This is a genomic window from Serratia sp. BIGb0234, from assembly GCF_024809915.1.
GTDB classification, from domain to species: domain Bacteria; phylum Pseudomonadota; class Gammaproteobacteria; order Enterobacterales; family Enterobacteriaceae; genus Serratia; species Serratia liquefaciens.
Window position 1 is genome coordinate 106,875 of record NZ_JANUEI010000001.1, and the last position, 16,498, is coordinate 123,372.

A 16,498-nucleotide genomic window follows, 5' to 3' on the forward strand; every position below is an offset into this window, starting at 1 on the left:
GGGGGAGTAATGGTTGTGGCCTGAATAAAAGTAAAGAGTGCTTAAACAGCAAACTAACGACGTTATTATCCCCTCGCATTACGCTCACACCTTCTTATTCTCATTGCCCGCCTGCTTATTCATGATATCGTGCTCGGCGGGAGGGTTACCATATAATTGACGTAAGGATTTTGGTATATGCCCATTGTTATCGATTATATTATAATGCTCACCCATTTCAGCCGTCAGTAATGTACTGCCGGATAAGGCCTTTAAGTTAGGGTCGCTAAATAGCGCCCAAACCACGCGTCCACAGAATTCAGGGCTCTCAAATCCCAATGTGTCACGGAGAGCGCGCGTTTTCGGGTCTGAGTTGGCAAGCTCAACCATCGTCTCTGTGGCTACGAAACCTGGCCATAGGGATACGGCGGAAACGTTAAAGGGGGCGAAGTGTTCGGCGTAGGAAGCGGCCAATTTATCCAGGCCAGCCTTTGAAGCGTAATAGGCTGGATCATGCACCTTCGCATCGGCATAGAAAGATACGTTGACGATTAACCCGCACCCACCGGCAAGCAACAAGCGCGCCGCATGCCAAGTCGCAACATGATGAGAACGTAAGCCAACATCCAGTATATCGGCAAGATGGATGGTGGCTTCCCAAAAGGGTTTCACTCCCATTTGGCTGTTAAGCGTGGTGGCATTATTGACGAGGATATTGAGATAACCGTGCTTCTGCTCCACCTGTTTAAATAGGCGTGCTATCTGTGCATCGTCAGACATATCGCAAACAACCGCTACTCCTTGCCCCCCCGCGTGGGTTATTTCACTGACCACCTTTTCGACTGACTCCTGGTCACGACCCGTAACATAGACAATCGCACCTTGCCGTCCCAGTTCCTTTGCTATTCCCTTACCTATTCCCTTGCTTGATCCTGTAATAACGGCGATGACATCTTTTTCTGTTTGCATTATTTGCTCCTGATGACAAGGGCCAGGGCCTTCATCTTCGCTTAAACGGTGACAACAATTTTGCCTAGCTGGGCGTTCGCTTCTAGATATTGATGTGCCGCAACTATCTGATCAAACACAAAGGATTTCGCTATAACCGGCTTTAATTCGCCACGACTAAGCGCCGCCAAAATAAAGGTTTTAGCGTTGGCGAGGCGCGCCGCATTTCCTACAATTTCGCTGTAAGCAAATCCCCTGATTGTCAGGCCTTTCGGGATCGCCAAACTTGCCGGGAAAGGGGTGTTTTCACCGCTCAGATTGCCGTACTCTATCAGCGTGCCTCCGGGCGCCAAGATCTCGCATAGCGTGGGCACACCTTCCCCCCCAATACAATCGAAGATAACTCGCGGCGGCCTATCGCCGGTGATTTCTTTAACTTCAGCTACGCTTTTCTCACCCTGGGAAGTGACAACCCATGATGCACCGATATCGAGTAACGCCTGGCGTTTGGATTCGGTTCTTGAGGTTGCTATCACCCGAGCGCCAAGCATGTTGGCAATTTGAATCGCGGCGATACCAACGCTACTGGAAGCGGCAGTGACCATGACATAGTCGTCAGAGGTCACTTCTGCAACGTCAATCAGTGCCCCATATGCCGTGATGTACTGCATCCACGCCGAGGCTGCTTGCTCCCAGGATAAATTTTCCGGATGCTTAACCACGTAACGGGCTGGGTAGTGAATAGTTTCACCATAGGTGGGCCATCGATCCATAGCCAGTGAAGGGATAACACTCACCGCGTCGCCAGGGATAAGGCCTTGCACTTGTGCACCAACGGCGTCGATAATCCCGGCCGCTTCATACCCCATTCGCTGCGGAAATACCGGAGGAAATGCATACTTACCGCGACGCAGTAGCGCCTCCGCCCGATTTAAACCGATAGCTTTCACCTTAATACTGACTTCATCGGCGGCTAAGGCAGGGAGATCCACGTCCACAATTTTTAATACATCTGGTTCACCGACACGATCAAACTGGATAACCCGCGCCATTTTGTTCCCCTTTATATAAAACACGTAAACTAATACGAATTTATGACTGGAATTTTTGACACAAAAATAAGTGTAATTTTATGCCTGTTCCATTATTTCATGCGTATCACAGTTTTCCCCCGGTATCCTCCGCTCTTGACGGAGTCCAGCGCTAACGAAGTATCCTTTAAATAAAATACTCGCGGAGGCGTGAAGGGAATCTCACCTTTGGCAATCTCTTTCGCTATAGAATTCAATTTGGCAGGGTCAAATTTCATTTGAAAAAATGTCCCTTTTCCTGGTTGGCTGTCAGGTGTTTTTTCTGCGATATCAACGGCAACTGAACTTACAATTCGGCCGTTTGGCGCCAGAGTGTTCCAGAGTGCTTCCAGGGAGCTTCCACCGACCAAGTCAAGAACGAGGTCAACTCCCTTTATCATCGATAAGGCATGAGCGTCGTTATAGTCAACGACATCTGTGGCACCTAATGACTTGACGTAATCTCTGTTTTTTTGCGAAGCCGTAGCGATGACCTTTGCCCCTGCGCGATGAGCCAAAGGAACAGCCAAAGAGCCTACTCCGCCAGCCGCGCCCTGGATCAATACGGTTTGCCCAGCCGTTAATTCCCCGATATCAAATAACCCCGTCCACGCCGTCGAGCCGGCAACCGGCAGGGTTGCTGCGACGGTTTCGTCCAGATCATCGGGAATGGGGATTAACAGTTCCGGCTCAATTTCTATCGTTTCGGCAAATGCCCCGCGGTTCACAGGCTTCCCTATCACGCGATCGCCGACGTTGAAGGTGGTGACGCCAGCCCCCACTTCAACAATCTTTCCTGCGAACTCGCCACCCAAAATACAGGGAAAAGTTAATGGGAATATATGCTTAAGCAGGCCATCACGCAGTTTCCAGTCTAATGGATTAACCCCTGCGGCGGCGATCTCCACAATGACCTTGCCCGGTGAGACCTGGGGCCTGTTGATGGGCTGAATTTTGATCGTGCCCTCAGCGCCATAACTATACATAACTGCTGCTAATTGCTGATTCATGTTGATCTCCTAAGCTATTTTTTCACTATATCCGTACCAATAATAATTAATAAGATGCTAAATTATGGACGCCGCGGACCAAAAATGAGACAGCTCATGAATATGAATGCATTGCAGGACTTCATAAGTGTGATTACACACGGCAGCTTCAGCGCGGCAAGTCGCGCAACGATGACGCCTAAAGCCTCTATTTCACGGCGGATCCGTCAGTTGGAAGATGAACTGCAAACGCGCTTGTTTGAACGTACGAATACCGGTTTCACCTTGACCGCCGAAGGAACCCTGCTATTCGAGCGGATAAAGCCTTTGGTTAACGAGCTCAACGACATCAAAACTGACATGATGGAACAGACCGGTAGCCCCTCAGGAAAATTACGGATTAGCGTTCCTCCCGTTATTGCATTTGATACCTTGGGTAAACTGGCTGCTCGTTACAGAGCGCTTTACCCATTGGTCGAACTTGAACTTATTGCTGACAGCAGATTGGTTGATCCTATTCGAGAAGGTTTCGATGCCGTTATTCGTGTAAATCCGATGGCGGATGAAGAGATGATAGGTATAAAAATATTCAAAGAGACATTAATATTTGTTGCGTCACCGCAATATAGGGAACAACTGGCTTTGGGAGACCCGCTCACGGAACTTCCTTTCATCAGTATTGGAACGCACTGGAAACCGAATCAAATTAGTACCGTTTTGGAGGGGGAACCACGACATTTCAATGTGAACACGGAGTTATATATCTCCTCTCCGTTTATCACCCGTTCCACCCTCATTTCGGGAGTCGGTTCCGCACTGCTACCGGAAGCTTTGGTCGCCGATGACATCAAAGCCGGCAGGTTGCTTCACCTGGGGGTAAGTGAACAGCCAGAGCTGATTTTATGGTGCCTTTATCCGAGTAGGCGCTATGTCACCGGAAGATTAAGAGCCTTTATTGATTTATTGAAGGAAACATTTTCACAGGAAAGCAGTATTCATCATTAACGGTTCGAAAAACAAAACCGGCGATCCTGTCGGGTAAGCAGTGAATGATGGCTGCACTTAAGCGTGCAAGCAGCCATTGAACCGCCTGCAACGCTGTCCTCCAGTCCCTGGCTCGAAAATCCATTTAATTACCCGGCTAACGACTATGTTGGCTGCCGACGCTGTGCTAGTTTCTGTAGCAAATCATCAGAATGCAGGACATAACATGTTGAGTTTGTTTGTTTACGGGACGTTAGGGCCAGGGCGGCCAAACGCGCACATCATGGAAAGCATCGGCGGAAGTTGGGAAGAGGGCAGTGTGGGGGGAACGCTGCTGAATGCAGGGTGGGGCGCCGAAATGGGCTATCCGGGCATCGTGCTGGATAACAGCGGCAGCCGGGTTCAGGGTTTTCTGTTTTGTTCCGACAATCTTGCCGCCCACTGGCAAACCCTCGATGAATTTGAGGGAGAAGGTTATGAGCGGGTGGCCGTCAGTGTGACTACGGCAAGTGGCGACGTCGTCGATTCGTTTATCTACATGCTGAAGCAATAACGCCGCTGCCGTTGTTTAGCTCGGGAACGAGCCATCTCGTTCCCGAAATGCGGCGGTTACCGGTTCGGCAAACAGAAAAACGACTGCGCGTTCTCACCCAAAATCTGACGCTTACTTTTCTCCGGCAAGGCAGAGCTGCTGACCAAATGGCCAATCTGTTGTTCCCCCAGCGGGAAGGGAGCATCGGAGCCCAGCATGACCCGTTCCGCACCCAGGGTATCCACCAGAAGCTCTAGCGCCCGTGGATCGAACACCGCGGAGTCGACGGAGAAGCGATCCAGATAGCTTGACGGTTTATGCGGGCAATCTTCACGCACGATATCGCGCTGCTCCCAGGCGTTATCAACCCTCCCCATCAGGTAAGCAAAGCTGCCGCCCCCGTGGGCAAAGCAGAGTTTCAGGCTGCGCGGCAAGCGTTCGAAGGCGCCTGAGAGGATCAAAGAGAGGATCGCCAATTGCGTTTCCGCCGGCATTGCCACCAGCCAGGGCAGCATCCATTTCTTCATACGCTCCGCGCCGCCCATCATATCCCAGGGATGTACCAGCACCGGGATACCCTCGTGGGCGCAGTGGGTCAGAAAGACGATCAGCGATTCATGATCCAGATCCTTTGCCCCTACGTGATTACCTATTTGCACGCCAATATGACCACACTCTTTTGCCCGGCTGGCTTCGCGGCAGGCGGCCTCGCTGTCCTGCAGGGGAACCTGCGCCAGCACCTTCAGCCGTCGCGGATTGGCAGACGCCATCTCCAGCGCCCGATCGTTCATCAATTGGACCCAGGGCAGGGCGCGATCGAGAGCGACGTCATAGGCAAACATGACCGGCGTGGCGCACATGATCTGAATATCGATCTGCTGTTCATCCAGCTGTTCCAGGCGGCGTTCGGCATCCCACAGGGCGTCATAGACCGGCCGGAAAGGCTTATCATTGAGCATGATCTGGCCTTCGCGCCCGTGGGTTGCCAACCAGGGAGCCCGCTCAACATCCAGCCTGGCAGCCTCTTGTTGGCTGATTTTAGGGAAAAAATGCGAGTGGATATCTATTTTCATCGGGTTTCTGTTGCCTTCAGTGTGCGATGCCAGGTTTGTGCATCGCGGCTTGGGTGGATCTCGCCGCACTGGCTGCAGCGGCGTTCTTCATCGCTGGTTGCATAAAATTGTTCATAAACCGGAGGGAGATCCGCCACGATGCTCTTGAGGTTCATTTCATATCTTTTGATCAGGTTGCCGCAGGCCGCGCATGACCACTGTATGGCGTCCGGCTCATTTTCCGGGCGCATCCGTTCCAGCACCAGGCAAAGGCTGCCCTCTTCCGGGCGTTGAGGAGAATGAAGCACATGGGGTGCCATCAGGAAAATGTCCCCTTCACGCAGGTCGATGCGGTCGTAACGGCCGTCATCCCAGATGTTCAGATAGGCATTTCCTTTAAACTGGTAGAAGAACTCCTCTACCGGGTTATCGTGAAAATCGGTGCGCTGGTTCGGCCCGCCGACGACGGTAACCATGTAATCGCTGTCCTGCCAGATCTGTTGATTATTGACCGGGGGCTTGAGCCGATGCGCGTTACTGTCTAGCCAAGTATTGAAGTTGAGCGGAAATCCATATTTGAAGTTAGACATTGTTATTCTCCGATTCGTAGGGCAGAGGATATGCACAGGTTATTTTTGGGGCTTATAGGCGATGGCCTTGATTTCAATTAACAAGTGCGGGTGGGGCAGTTGATGCACCGCCACGGTGGTGCGGGTTGGGCCGTCGTAGTCAAAATAGTCGGCATACACCGCGTTATAGCCAGCAAAATCGTTCATATTGACGAGAAAAGCGCTGATCTCGACAACATCATTCAGGTCGGCTCCGACACTGCGCAGGATGTCGCGAATATTATCGAGCACCGCGCGAGTCTGAACGTCGATAGCCAGGCGGGTTGCACCCATGGCATCGGCTTCGGCCCCGGCAATACTGTTGTCCGGCAATCTGGCACTGGTGCCGGAGACAAACAGAAAGTCGCCGGCCCGTTTCACGTGTGGAAAACGTCCGCGCGGGGCGGCTTTTCCCTTAACAACCACAGCCTGGTTAGTCATAGCTGGCCCTCGGTATGAAATGCCGTTCGCCCAAAACCGGAAATATCGACGCTGACATGTAGCCCGGGGCGTAAAGCTTCTGCTGCGGTTGCCGCGCCAGCGAGGATCACCGAACCGGCAGGCAGTACGCGTTCTTGTTGATGCAGCAGGCTGGCGATCTGTACCAGTGCACGCAATGGATGCCCAAGAATAGCTGCGGTGCTGCCAACCTGCACCGGACGCCCATGAAAGTTCATCACCACACCAAGGTTATCGATGGCGCGCTGCGGGTTCTGCAAGGCCCCCACGACGAATTTGGCGGATGAGCAGTTGTCGGCAATCACGTCTTCAAGGGTGAAGCGGAAATCGCGGTAACGGGAATCGATAATCTCCAGCGCAGGGCATACCCCTTCAAGCACCCGGCCGGCTTCGGCCAGGGACAGCGGGCCATTGATCTCTTTGCCGGTGATAAAACAGAGTTCAGGTTCCACGCGCGGGTGGATCAACTCGCGCAGATCCAGTGTTCCTCCTTCTTCAATCTGCATGGCATCGGTCAGTTCTCCCCAAATAAGATGGTCAACGCCCATCTGCTGCATTTTGGCGCGGCTGGTGAAACCCAGCTTCAGGCCGACGCGACGCTCTCCACGCTGCTCGCGCAGCCGGATCCCTTCAGCCTGAATCCGATAGGCCGTGGGAAGATCCAGAGCCTGCTGTCCGGTTAACTGTGCGGTGGCTTGCTGGCTGAGTGTGGCCTGGTCTAGCTGAGTGGCCAGTGCGGTAAGATCCATGATTTTGCTCATGCAATGTTCTCCTGAAGGCTGTTTCGCTGGGCCAGCAAATCCAGGGCGACGTCAACGATCATATCTTCCTGGCCGCCGACCATACGCCGACGGCCGACCTCCAATAAGATATCGGCGGTTTTAAGTTGATACTGCTCCGCCGCCTTTTCGGCATGGCGCAGGAAACTGGAGTAGACGCCGGCATACCCCAGCGACAGACTCTCACGATCGACGCGTACCGGACGATCCTGCAATGGACGCACCAGATCGTCTGCCGCGTCCATCAGTTGCAGCAGGTCGCAACCGTGGTTCCAGCCCAAACGTTCGGCGGTGGCGATAAAGACCTCAAGCGGCGCATTGCCGGCACCGGCGCCCTGACCGGCCAGTGAAGCGTCGACCCGCTGACAGCCTTCCTCCACTGCGACAATCGAGTTGGCGACCCCAAGCGCTAAATTATGGTGAGCGTGCATGCCGATTTCCGTGTTTTCATCGAGCACCTCGCGCAGAACGCGGAAGCGATCGCGGATATCCTGCATCAGCATGGCGCCGCCAGAATCGACCACGTACACGCAGGTGGCCCCGTAGGACTCCATCAGTTTCGCCTGCTGTGCCAGATGTTTGGGTTCAGCCATATGGGACATCATCAGAAAGCCGACGGTGTCCATCCCAAGCTCACGCGCATAGCTAATGTGTTGGCGCGAAATATCCGCTTCGATGCAGTGAGTGGCGACGCGCACTACCCGCGCGCCAGCATCATAGGCATTGCGCAAATCGTGAACGGTACCGATACCCGGCAACAGCAGCGTCGCGATCCGGGCATGGCTGACCGACTCTGCGGCAGCGGCAATCCACTCGACGTCGCTGTGCGCGCCGAAGCCGTAGTTGAAGCTGGAGCCGGATAGCCCATCACCGTGGGCCACTTCGATCGAGTCGACCCCAGCGCGATCCAACGCGGTGGCGATTTGTCTGACCTGTGGCAGCGAGTAACGGTGGCGTACCGCGTGGGAACCGTCACGCAGAGTGACGTCGGAGATATAGAGTTTTTTCATCTTCATGCTCCCTGACCTTGCAGCAAACGCCTTGCGATATGCTCACCGCAGGCCAGTGCGGCTGACGTCATGATGTCGAGGTTGCCGGCGTAGGCCGGTAAATAGTGAGCGGCCCCTTCGACCTCCAGGAAGATGGAGACTTTCAGGCCACCCTGCGGCCCCAGATCCGGGTAAAGGTGCGCATCGGCCGGGGCGATGGTTTCAAACTGGACTTCCTGCTTGAGTCGATAGCCGGGAACGTACTCTTGCACTTTGGCGACCATGGCAACCACCGCCTCGGTGATTGCTTGTCGATCGCTCGGTGGCGTCAGGCAGAAAACGGTATCGCGCATCATCAAGGGCGGTTCGGCCGGGTTGAGGATAATGATGGCCTTGCCACGCCTTGCTCCGCCTACGCTTTGCAGTGCCAGCGCGGTGGTTTCGGTAAATTCGTCGATGTTTGCGCGAGTGCCGGGCCCGGCAGAACGGCTGGAGACCGAAGCGACGATCTCGGCATAGTAAACATCGGTGACGCCGGCGACGGCGGCCACCATCGGAATGGTGGCCTGTCCGCCGCAGGTGACCATATTCAGATTGGGGGCGTCGCCCTGAGTTGCCAGGTTGACTACCGGTACCACGTAGGGGCCGATGGCTGCCGGGGTCAGGTCGATTACCCGTACACCGTACTGTTGCAACAACTTATTGTGGTGCGCGTGCGCCCCGGCCGAAGTGGCGTCAAAAACCACTTTGATTTCGCTGAAATCGGGCAGCGCGAGCAGGCCATCAATGCCTTCGGACGTCGTCGCCACGCCCAGCCGATTCGCACGGGCCAGGCCGTCGGAGGCAGGATCGATTCCGACCATCGCAGCGATTTTCAGGTGCTGACCGTGGCGCAGGATCTTGATCATCAGATCGGTGCCGATGTTGCCCGAACCGATGATTGCAGCGGCAATTTGCGCTGAGTTGCTCATTGATCACCTCCTGCGGCAGGGGCGAAGCGGCCGCTGACCTGACCGAGGCCCTCAATGCGGGCGCTAAACACATCCCCAGCGCAGGCCGCTACCATCGGCCCCAATGCGCCAGTGAGGATGATATCGCCGGCACGCAAAGCGTTGCCGCGTTGCGCCAGCGTGTCCGCCAACCACAAGGCGGCAAGCAGCGGATTGCCCAGACAGGCGGCTCCGGCACCCACCGAAACCGGTTCGCCAGCCCGCTCCAGCACCATGCCGCAGCCCAGCAGATCGACGTCCTTCAACAGCACCGGGCGGTTGCCCAGCACGAACAGTCCGCAGGAGGCGTTATCGGCAATGGTGTCCGCCAGCGAGATATCCCAGCCGGCGATGCGGCTATCAACCACTTCGAGAGCGGGCAGCAGATAGGCGGTAGCGCGGATCAGGTCGGCGAGCGTGTTTTTTTCATGGGGCAGATCCTGTTCAAGTACCAAGGCGATCTCGGCTTCCACCTTGGGCTGAATCAGCCGACCGGCGGCAATCTCTTCACCGTCACACAGCGCCATGTCGGCGAACAGCTGGCCGAAATCCGGTTGATTGACCCCCAGTTGGCGCTGTACCGCCGCCGACGTCAGCCCGATTTTGCTACCCACCGGCCGGTATCCCTTTTGGATCCGCTCTTGGTTATTGACCCGCTGTACGGCATAGGCGGCATCGATATCCTGTGAACCCACCAGGTGGCGAACCGGCGCGCAGGGGCGGCCACTCTCGGCGGCCTGCCTGAGCATTTTGGCCGCTTCATGGTGTTCAGGCTTCAGTGAATTTGACACATGACTCTCCTGTTATGCGCCACGCGTGAACGTGGCCGTTTTCCCTGCGGCTGGGTATTGTCGTGAGTCATGCCCTTGAAGAAAGAGAGCGTTGGCGAACACGATTTAGCCAGCCGGCGAGAGTGGATACAGGGCAGTCTAATCAGATGGCCAATAAGCGAAAAATGAATAAAGTGGCTTTTGCTATTCCTTAAAGTTATGCCATAGTCGCCAGACTTGGTGCCTGGGCCAGACGATTTTTGGGAGTAAACGGCAATGAATGAACGTTCCCCTTTTAACGTGAGCGATATGATCCTGAACCGGCTCAAGCTGCGTCCACTGCTGATTTTTGACCGGGTATTACGCAATCAGTCGATTGCGCGTGCGGCTCGGGAACTGAATCTGACCCAGCCCGCCGTGACCAAAGCGATCCGCGAACTGGAACAACAGCTGGATACCATCCTGTTCGACCGTAATAATCGGGGCGTAACCCCAACGGACTGTGGTGTCTTGCTGGGAGAGCGGGTTAAATCGGTGATTGCCGAGCTGCGCTACCTGACCGATGAGCTGAACACCTTCAAGGGCGGCGTTACCGGCCATGTTGTGGTGGGAACGCAGATCTCGGCCAGCGCCCGTTTGTTGCCGCGCGCCATCTTGTTGCTGAAAGAGCGAGCACCCAAAATTCTGGTCACCGTACGGGAAGGGCCGCAGGATTACTTATTTCCTGCATTAGCGACCGGTGAGCTGGATGTGGTGGTAGGGCGTTTGCCCGAGCCCGATGCGCCTCTGACCGCCCGCATGGCGCTGAGTCACCGGGCATTATATTGCAACAGCCTTTGCGTGGTGGCCGGCAGCCGCCATCCGCTGGTGCAAGAAGCCAATCTTAACCTTCAACACCTTGCGTCATGGCCGTGGATCCTGCCGCCGCTCGACTCGCCGGCCCGGCGTGTGGCCGATCAATTCTTCAAGGAGTCCGGGCTGCCGGCCCCTGAAAATATCGTGGAGTCATTGTCGCTGCTGACCAACGTCAACCTGCTGGTGGATTCTTCATTCCTTGGCCTGATGCCGACCGCCGCGGCGCGGCGCTTTATTGCGGCCGGTCTGCTGTTCCAACTGCCGCTTGGCGACGTGGGCCCTTCCACCGAGGTCGGGTTTTCCATCCGTGAAGATAAGCCTTTGACGCCGGCGAGCAGGCAACTGATTGAATGCCTGAAATTGGCGGTTCAGGAAGACAATGCGTTGCCTGGCTATAACCAAACGGCATAGCAAAGCCCGCTTTATTCATTTTCACCTTATTTCTACGGCTCCCTACACTGCGTAACGATACCCGGTCGAAGCTCCCCTCCAACGGCGTTGCTTTCAGACGCCAATGGCAGGTTTCTTCGTGCCGTTTTGTGACTCAGGAGGAACAGTGCCGTGGCAATTTATCAATCCGCGCCGGATTTACCCTTGTATATCGACGGCCAGTTTGTCGATGGGATCCGGCAGTTCGACAATATCAGCCCCGTGGATGGACACCTCGTTTCGCGAGTTGCCGAAGCGGGGGAAGCGCAGGTAGCGGCAGCGGTCAAAGCCGCCCATGCCGCACTCTCCGGGCCTTGGGGGCAACTGAGCGTGCCGGAACGTGTGGCGCTATTGCACCGGGTGGCCGAGGGTATCGAAGCCCGTTTTGACGAATTTGTCGCGGCAGAAGTGGCGGACACTGGACGCCCCGAGAGTCTGGCGCGTACGCTGGACGTTCCCCGCGCCATTGCCAACTTCCGTACCTTCGCCGATCTAGCTGCAACCTCGGTCAATGAATGCTGCGAAACGCCACAGGCCGATGGTGGCCTGCTGTTCAACTATACGGTCCGCAAACCGCTAGGGGTGGTGGCCGTAATTTCTCCCTGGAATTTGCCGCTGCTGCTGCTGACCTGGAAACTCGGGCCAGCGTTGGCCATGGGTAACACCGTGGTGTGCAAACCGTCGGAAGAAACCCCCTCTTCAGCAACGCTGCTGGCGCAAGTGATGCACGCGGCCGGTTTGCCTGCCGGGGTATTTAACCTGATCCACGGTTTCGGACCGGGTTCCGCAGGCGAGTACCTTACCCGCCAGCCGGAGATTGCCGCCGTTTCCTTTACCGGCGAATCTCGTACGGGCAGCGCCATCATGAAAGCGGTGGCGGATGGCGTAAAAGAAGTCTCTTTCGAATTGGGCGGGAAAAATGCCGCGGTGGTGTTTGCCGATGCTGACTTTGAGGCGGCGGTCGCTGGCGTAGCACGCTCCTCATTTTTCAACACTGGGCAAGTGTGTTTGTGCTCTGAACGGGTTTATGTCGAGCGCCCGATCTTCGATCGTTTCGTCGCGGCATTAAAGCAACGGGCCGAAGCCTTGAAAATAGGTTATCCCGATGAGGAGGGCGTGGATCTCGGCCCGCTGGTGTCGCAAAAGCATCGGGACAAAGTGCTTTCCTACTTTGAGCTGGCCCGCACCGAGGGAGCCACCCTGATCACCGGCGGTGGGGTACCGGTATTCGGTGACGAGCGCGATAACGGCTCCTGGATCCGCCCAACCATTTGGACCGGCCTGGGCGACGACGCACGCTGCGTGCGCGAAGAGATTTTTGGACCGGTATGTCACATATCGCCTTTCGATAACGAAGAGGAAGTGCTGGCGCGGGTCAACGACAGCCAATATGGTCTGGCCTGCGCGTTATGGACCAGTCAGGTCGGGCGGGCGCATCGCCTGGCTCGGCGCGTTCATACCGGCATCGTCTGGGTTAACAGCTGGTATGCCCGCGATCTGCGCACCCCGTTTGGCGGCAGCAAACTGTCCGGCATGGGGCGCGAGGGCGGGCGTCACTCTTTGGACTTTTACTCTGAAATCAGCAATGTCTGCATAAAACTATAATCGCTCACCGGCTGCCGCCAGCCCGTGGCAGCCCGCAGAGTCCCTCTATTCGCTGACAGGAGCCTGACCTCATGTCTCATGGTGCATCTCTGGATATTGAAGCCTTTATCGATCAATCGCCATTTTCCCCGTTCCAATGGCTACTGCTTCTGCTGTGTTTTTTGGTGATTTTCATGGACGGTTACGATATGGCTGCGATTGCCTACGTGGCCCCTTCACTGCTGGACGAATGGGGAGTGCGGAAAGCCGAACTGGGGCCCGCCATGAGCGCGGCGTTGTTTGGCCTGGCGTTTGGTTCGCTGCTGTCCGGGCCGCTGGCAGACAGGGTGGGCCGCAAACCGGCGGTGATCTATTCCGTATTGTTGTTTGGGGTGTTCAGTCTGGCAACCGCCTGGTCAACTTCGATAGGATCATTGACCCTGCTGCGTTTTATTACCGGATTAGGGTTAGGGGCTGCGATGCCCAATAGCATCACGCTGCTGTCCGAATATTGCCCCAGTAAGCGGCGCACCATGATAGTCAGTGCCATGCTGTGCGGTTTCCCGCTGGGTGCGGCTGTCGGTGGCCTGCTGGCCGGTTACCTTATCCCTTCATTTGGCTGGCGTTCAGTGTTGGTGGTAGGGGGCGTGGTGCCTATCCTGCTGTGTGTAGCACTGCCGTGGCTACTGCCGGAGTCGGTACGCTATATGGTGCTTAAGGGCTATCCCAGTGCCCGTATTCGCGCCGTTTTACAGCGCATAAAGAAGGAAGGGGTCGAGCGGGCTGAGCACTTCGTCATTGCGGAAAAAATAGCCGACGGACATTCCGCTATCCGTGCCATTCTGACTTCGCCGCATCGCACCGTCACAGGGTTGCTGTGGCTGAGCTGTTTTATGAGCATGCTGGTGTTTTATATGATTGTTAGCTGGATGCCGCTGTTGCTAAAAGAGGCGGGGCTGTCGGTGCTGCAATTTTCCCATATCAGTGCGCTGTTCCCGTTAGGCGGTGGTGTGGGATCCATACTGATCGGGTGGGTGATGGATCGCCGTGAACCCAATAAGGTCCTGGCGCTGACCTATCTGGCCGCCGGGGTATTGGCCTATGGCGTGGGCCTGGCGGTTGGTAACGTCACTCATACACTGCTGTTGGGTTCACTGGTGTTCTTTATGGGATTTGCTTCCGGTGGCGGGCAATCTGCGCTGGCGTCACTGTCTGCTTCGTATTATCCCACCAGCTGCCGCGCCACCGGGGTGGGCAGCATGTATGGAGTAGGGCGTTTTGGCGCTATATTTGGCGTGCTCGCCGGTGCGGAACTGCTGCGTTACCAGTATCCCGCCGCGGCCATTTTTAGCCTGTTGCTGATCCCTGCCTGGTTGGTTTGCCTGGCGCTGATGCTGAAGTATTTCAGCGGACGGCGGCGAGAACTGCTGTTGGCTCGCTTGCCGGATAAACACTGAATACGGCCTCCACGATTGGCGAACGGCATTGCTCAACTGTCTTGCTATTCCACCGTAGAGGGAAAGAGGGGACCGGGTTGATTCGTTTATCTGAATAATTCGATATTGAAGCCCCGGCTCTGCGCTGGGGCTTTGTTTATGTGCGATCAGATCGGTGAACAATTGAGCTTTTGTTTATGCTGCGGCGTTAAAATAAAGCCAAATGCCCATTAGGATCTCACCGTGCGTAAATCAAAATTCTTGCTGGTAACGCTATTTTGCCTGTGCGCAGCTACAGCGCTTTATGTATTGGCCTATCGGTCGTTGGGCCATTATCTCAGCGACGGTGAGAAGGCCTACCCCGATATCAGCATTGAAATCCGTTAACAGCCGTCATCCCATCCAGACCGCTTTGTGCCGCCGCGATAGCGCCGGCTGCTTACGGTATACAGTATCGCCAATGAGAGGGGGCTATTTTTCGCCAGGAAGGAAATAGTGCCCGCATTTAGGGCAGATCATGGTGATGTTTTTACGCATTTTGCGACTGTTTTGTTCAGATACGTGAGCGCATTTCGGGCAGGTCACTTTTACTGATGAGTCGCTGAACATCTTAAGGGCATCAAAGATAGACATATCTTTCACCGGGTAGATGTAAGGAGCCTCAGTTTAGCATTGCTCGGGGTTAATAGCCCTTTATTGATTGTTTATTAATCATTTCTGCGAGGGCGGTGCCGGGACTTTGGCGCCGATGAACAAGCGGCGCCGCAGTAAAAATGTCACATTTCCATCCGAGGTTACATCTGTCGGAGCAACCTTACGCAGGCATGACAGTTCTATACATTGTGGCTGGTAATTTAACAGCTACCCGATGATGTTGTGTGTTATCCATTCCCTGTAGTGTATTACCCCATCCCTGTTAAGTTTATCCCGCCTTGTGCGGGATTTTTTTTACCTGCGCTCAATCATTTGCCCGCCAAACATAATGTCGCGCGTGGCCTGCAACGCCAGAAAATCATGAGGGAAACCGAGCTCGATGGCACTGGCAGTTTCCAGCCGTTGCCATTGATCTTCTGTGAGCCGGACGTCTAATGCCCCCAGATTATCTTCCAATTGCGCCAGCGTACGTGCGCCAATAATGGGGGCGGTCACCGCCGGGTTACGCAGCGTCCAGGCCAGGGCCACTTGCGAAGCGCTGAAGCCGGATTCGTCGGCCAGCGCCTGTACCTGAGCGGCGATCGAAAGGTTGCGTTCGGTCAGCATGCCCTTATTGCGTACCATTGCGCGCCTTGTCCCGTTCTCTTCCCCCATGGGCTGCAAATCACGTCGGCTGTATTTACCGCTCAAGATACCGCCGGACAGCGGTGACCAAGGGATCACACCGAGGCCCATTTCCTGTGCCATCGGGATCAGCTCACGCTCGACGGTGCGTTCCAGCAGGCTGTATTCGATCTGCAGGCCAATCAGCGGTGACCAGCCACGTAAATCCGCCAGCGTCTGCATTCTGGCAGCCTGCCAGGCGGGGAGATCCGAAACGGCCAGGTACAGCACCTTGCCGGCGCGCACCAGGTCATCCATGGCGTGCATGATCTCTTCTACCGGAGTAGTGAAGTCCCAGGCGTGCAGATACAGCAGGTCGATATAATCGGTATTCAGGCGCTGCAGGCTGTCTTCCACTGAACGCACCATACTCTTGCGATGGTTGCCGCCGGAGTTGGGATTATCAGGTTGCATGGGCAGCGTGTATTTGGTGGCGATTACCAACCGATCGCGGCGTCCGGCAGCGAACTCCCCGACAAAACGCTCGGCGCTGCCTTCGGTGTAGCGGTTGGCGGTATCGATGAAATTGCCGCCGCGCTCGACGTAAACGTCAAACAAACGGCGGGCCTCCGCCTGTTCCGCCCCCCAGCCCCAGTCGGTGCCGAAGGTCATGGTGCCGAGTGCCAGCGGCGAGACGCGCAGGCCGGAACGGCCCAGTAGACGGTAGTGGTTTAGGGCCAGTGATGTATGCATCGTACATTCCTCTGTGGTTTTTCCCCAGAATAGGCC

At 55.6% G+C, this 16,498-nt stretch carries 18 protein-coding genes; 6 read left to right on the plus strand and 12 right to left on the minus strand.

Translation table 11 applies throughout. The features are described 5' to 3' along the window. Nucleotides 1–84 precede the first annotated feature (84 nt). The 3 genes from M2407_RS00625 to M2407_RS00635 form a co-directional block, all read right to left on the minus strand. Nucleotides 85–948, minus strand: coding sequence for an SDR family NAD(P)-dependent oxidoreductase (locus M2407_RS00625; RefSeq protein ID WP_142815756.1), 864 nt, complete (start codon nt 946–948; stop codon nt 85–87). A gap of 41 nt (nt 949–989) precedes the next feature. Continuing rightward, nucleotides 990–1,979: a zinc-dependent alcohol dehydrogenase family protein gene (locus tag M2407_RS00630; RefSeq protein WP_259216537.1), complete on the minus strand. Its 990-nt coding sequence runs from the start codon at nt 1,977–1,979 to the stop codon at nt 990–992. A gap of 92 nt (nt 1,980–2,071) precedes the next feature. Continuing rightward, nucleotides 2,072–3,007: an NADP-dependent oxidoreductase gene (locus M2407_RS00635; protein WP_128864454.1), complete on the minus strand. Its 936-nt coding sequence runs from the start codon at nt 3,005–3,007 to the stop codon at nt 2,072–2,074. 96 nt (nt 3,008–3,103) lie between these two features. On the opposite strand from M2407_RS00635, the gene M2407_RS00640 reads away from it, so the two are divergent. Together M2407_RS00640 and M2407_RS00645 are read left to right on the plus strand one after the other, a co-directional pair. After that, entirely contained in the window at nt 3,104–3,991 is an 888-nt protein-coding gene (locus tag M2407_RS00640; protein ID WP_165366287.1) for a LysR family transcriptional regulator, read from the plus strand. A gap of 205 nt (nt 3,992–4,196) precedes the next feature. Further along, nucleotides 4,197–4,523 carry a gamma-glutamylcyclotransferase gene (locus M2407_RS00645; RefSeq protein WP_130015887.1) on the plus strand — a complete coding sequence of 109 codons (327 nt, stop codon included), beginning with the start codon at nt 4,197–4,199 and terminating at the stop codon, nt 4,521–4,523. A 56-nt stretch (nt 4,524–4,579) separates the two neighbouring features. Here the strand turns inward: M2407_RS00645 and M2407_RS00650 are convergent, their stop codons facing one another. From M2407_RS00650 to M2407_RS00680, 7 genes are read right to left on the minus strand one after another with little or no spacing between them, the layout of a single operon-like run. Beyond that, nucleotides 4,580–5,575, minus strand: a complete 996-nt coding sequence (locus M2407_RS00650; RefSeq protein WP_020825583.1) for an amidohydrolase family protein — start codon at nt 5,573–5,575, stop codon at nt 4,580–4,582. Beyond that, nucleotides 5,572–6,144 (minus strand): 3-hydroxyanthranilate 3,4-dioxygenase, encoded by a 573-nt coding sequence (locus M2407_RS00655; RefSeq protein WP_046374308.1) that lies wholly within the window; start codon nt 6,142–6,144, stop codon nt 5,572–5,574. Before M2407_RS00655 ends, M2407_RS00650 begins: the two co-directional genes overlap by 4 nt. Before the next feature lie 39 nt (nt 6,145–6,183). Next, on the minus strand, nt 6,184–6,603 hold the full coding sequence (locus M2407_RS00660) for a RidA family protein (RefSeq protein ID WP_020825585.1): 420 nt from the start codon (nt 6,601–6,603) through the stop codon (nt 6,184–6,186). Further along, complete coding sequence (locus M2407_RS00665; RefSeq protein WP_020825586.1) at nt 6,600–7,382, minus strand: 2-keto-4-pentenoate hydratase; 783 nt, start codon at nt 7,380–7,382, stop codon at nt 6,600–6,602. The genes M2407_RS00660 and M2407_RS00665 overlap by 4 nt, the downstream gene beginning before the upstream one ends. Continuing rightward, nucleotides 7,379–8,416: a 4-hydroxy-2-oxovalerate aldolase gene (gene dmpG, locus M2407_RS00670; RefSeq protein ID WP_259216538.1), complete on the minus strand. Its 1,038-nt coding sequence runs from the start codon at nt 8,414–8,416 to the stop codon at nt 7,379–7,381. Before dmpG ends, M2407_RS00665 begins: the two co-directional genes overlap by 4 nt. Continuing rightward, nucleotides 8,413–9,360: an acetaldehyde dehydrogenase (acetylating) gene (locus tag M2407_RS00675; protein WP_259216539.1), complete on the minus strand. Its 948-nt coding sequence runs from the start codon at nt 9,358–9,360 to the stop codon at nt 8,413–8,415. The genes dmpG and M2407_RS00675 overlap by 4 nt, the downstream gene beginning before the upstream one ends. Next, on the minus strand, nt 9,357–10,127 hold the full coding sequence (locus M2407_RS00680; RefSeq protein WP_130016056.1) for a 2-keto-4-pentenoate hydratase: 771 nt from the start codon (nt 10,125–10,127) through the stop codon (nt 9,357–9,359). The genes M2407_RS00675 and M2407_RS00680 overlap by 4 nt, the downstream gene beginning before the upstream one ends. A gap of 297 nt (nt 10,128–10,424) precedes the next feature. Here M2407_RS00680 and M2407_RS00685 point away from each other — a divergent pair, with 297 nt between their 5' ends. The 4 genes from M2407_RS00685 (at nt 10,425) to M2407_RS00700 (ending at nt 14,839) form a co-directional block, all read left to right on the plus strand. Continuing rightward, the gene (locus M2407_RS00685; protein ID WP_046374304.1) at nt 10,425–11,414 is read left to right on the plus strand and encodes a LysR substrate-binding domain-containing protein; all 990 of its coding nucleotides are present in this window, start codon (nt 10,425–10,427) and stop codon (nt 11,412–11,414) included. A 150-nt stretch (nt 11,415–11,564) separates the two neighbouring features. Continuing rightward, nucleotides 11,565–13,037 (plus strand): 2-hydroxymuconic semialdehyde dehydrogenase, encoded by a 1,473-nt coding sequence (locus tag M2407_RS00690; protein WP_259216542.1) that lies wholly within the window; start codon nt 11,565–11,567, stop codon nt 13,035–13,037. A 71-nt stretch (nt 13,038–13,108) separates the two neighbouring features. Then, a complete protein-coding gene (locus M2407_RS00695; protein WP_259216543.1) occupies nt 13,109–14,473 on the plus strand; it encodes an MFS transporter in 1,365 nt (454 codons plus the stop codon). 222 nt (nt 14,474–14,695) lie between these two features. Further along, complete coding sequence (locus tag M2407_RS00700; protein ID WP_165366286.1) at nt 14,696–14,839, plus strand: hypothetical protein; 144 nt, start codon at nt 14,696–14,698, stop codon at nt 14,837–14,839. A gap of 84 nt (nt 14,840–14,923) precedes the next feature. On the opposite strand, the gene M2407_RS00705 is transcribed toward M2407_RS00700, so the two are convergent. Beyond that, nucleotides 14,924–15,085 (minus strand): YnfU family zinc-binding protein, encoded by a 162-nt coding sequence (locus M2407_RS00705; protein WP_259216544.1) that lies wholly within the window; start codon nt 15,083–15,085, stop codon nt 14,924–14,926. 315 nt (nt 15,086–15,400) lie between these two features. Next, nucleotides 15,401–16,462, minus strand: a complete 1,062-nt coding sequence (locus tag M2407_RS00710) for an aldo/keto reductase (protein ID WP_259216545.1) — start codon at nt 16,460–16,462, stop codon at nt 15,401–15,403. Between the last annotated feature and the right edge of the window lie 36 nt (nt 16,463–16,498).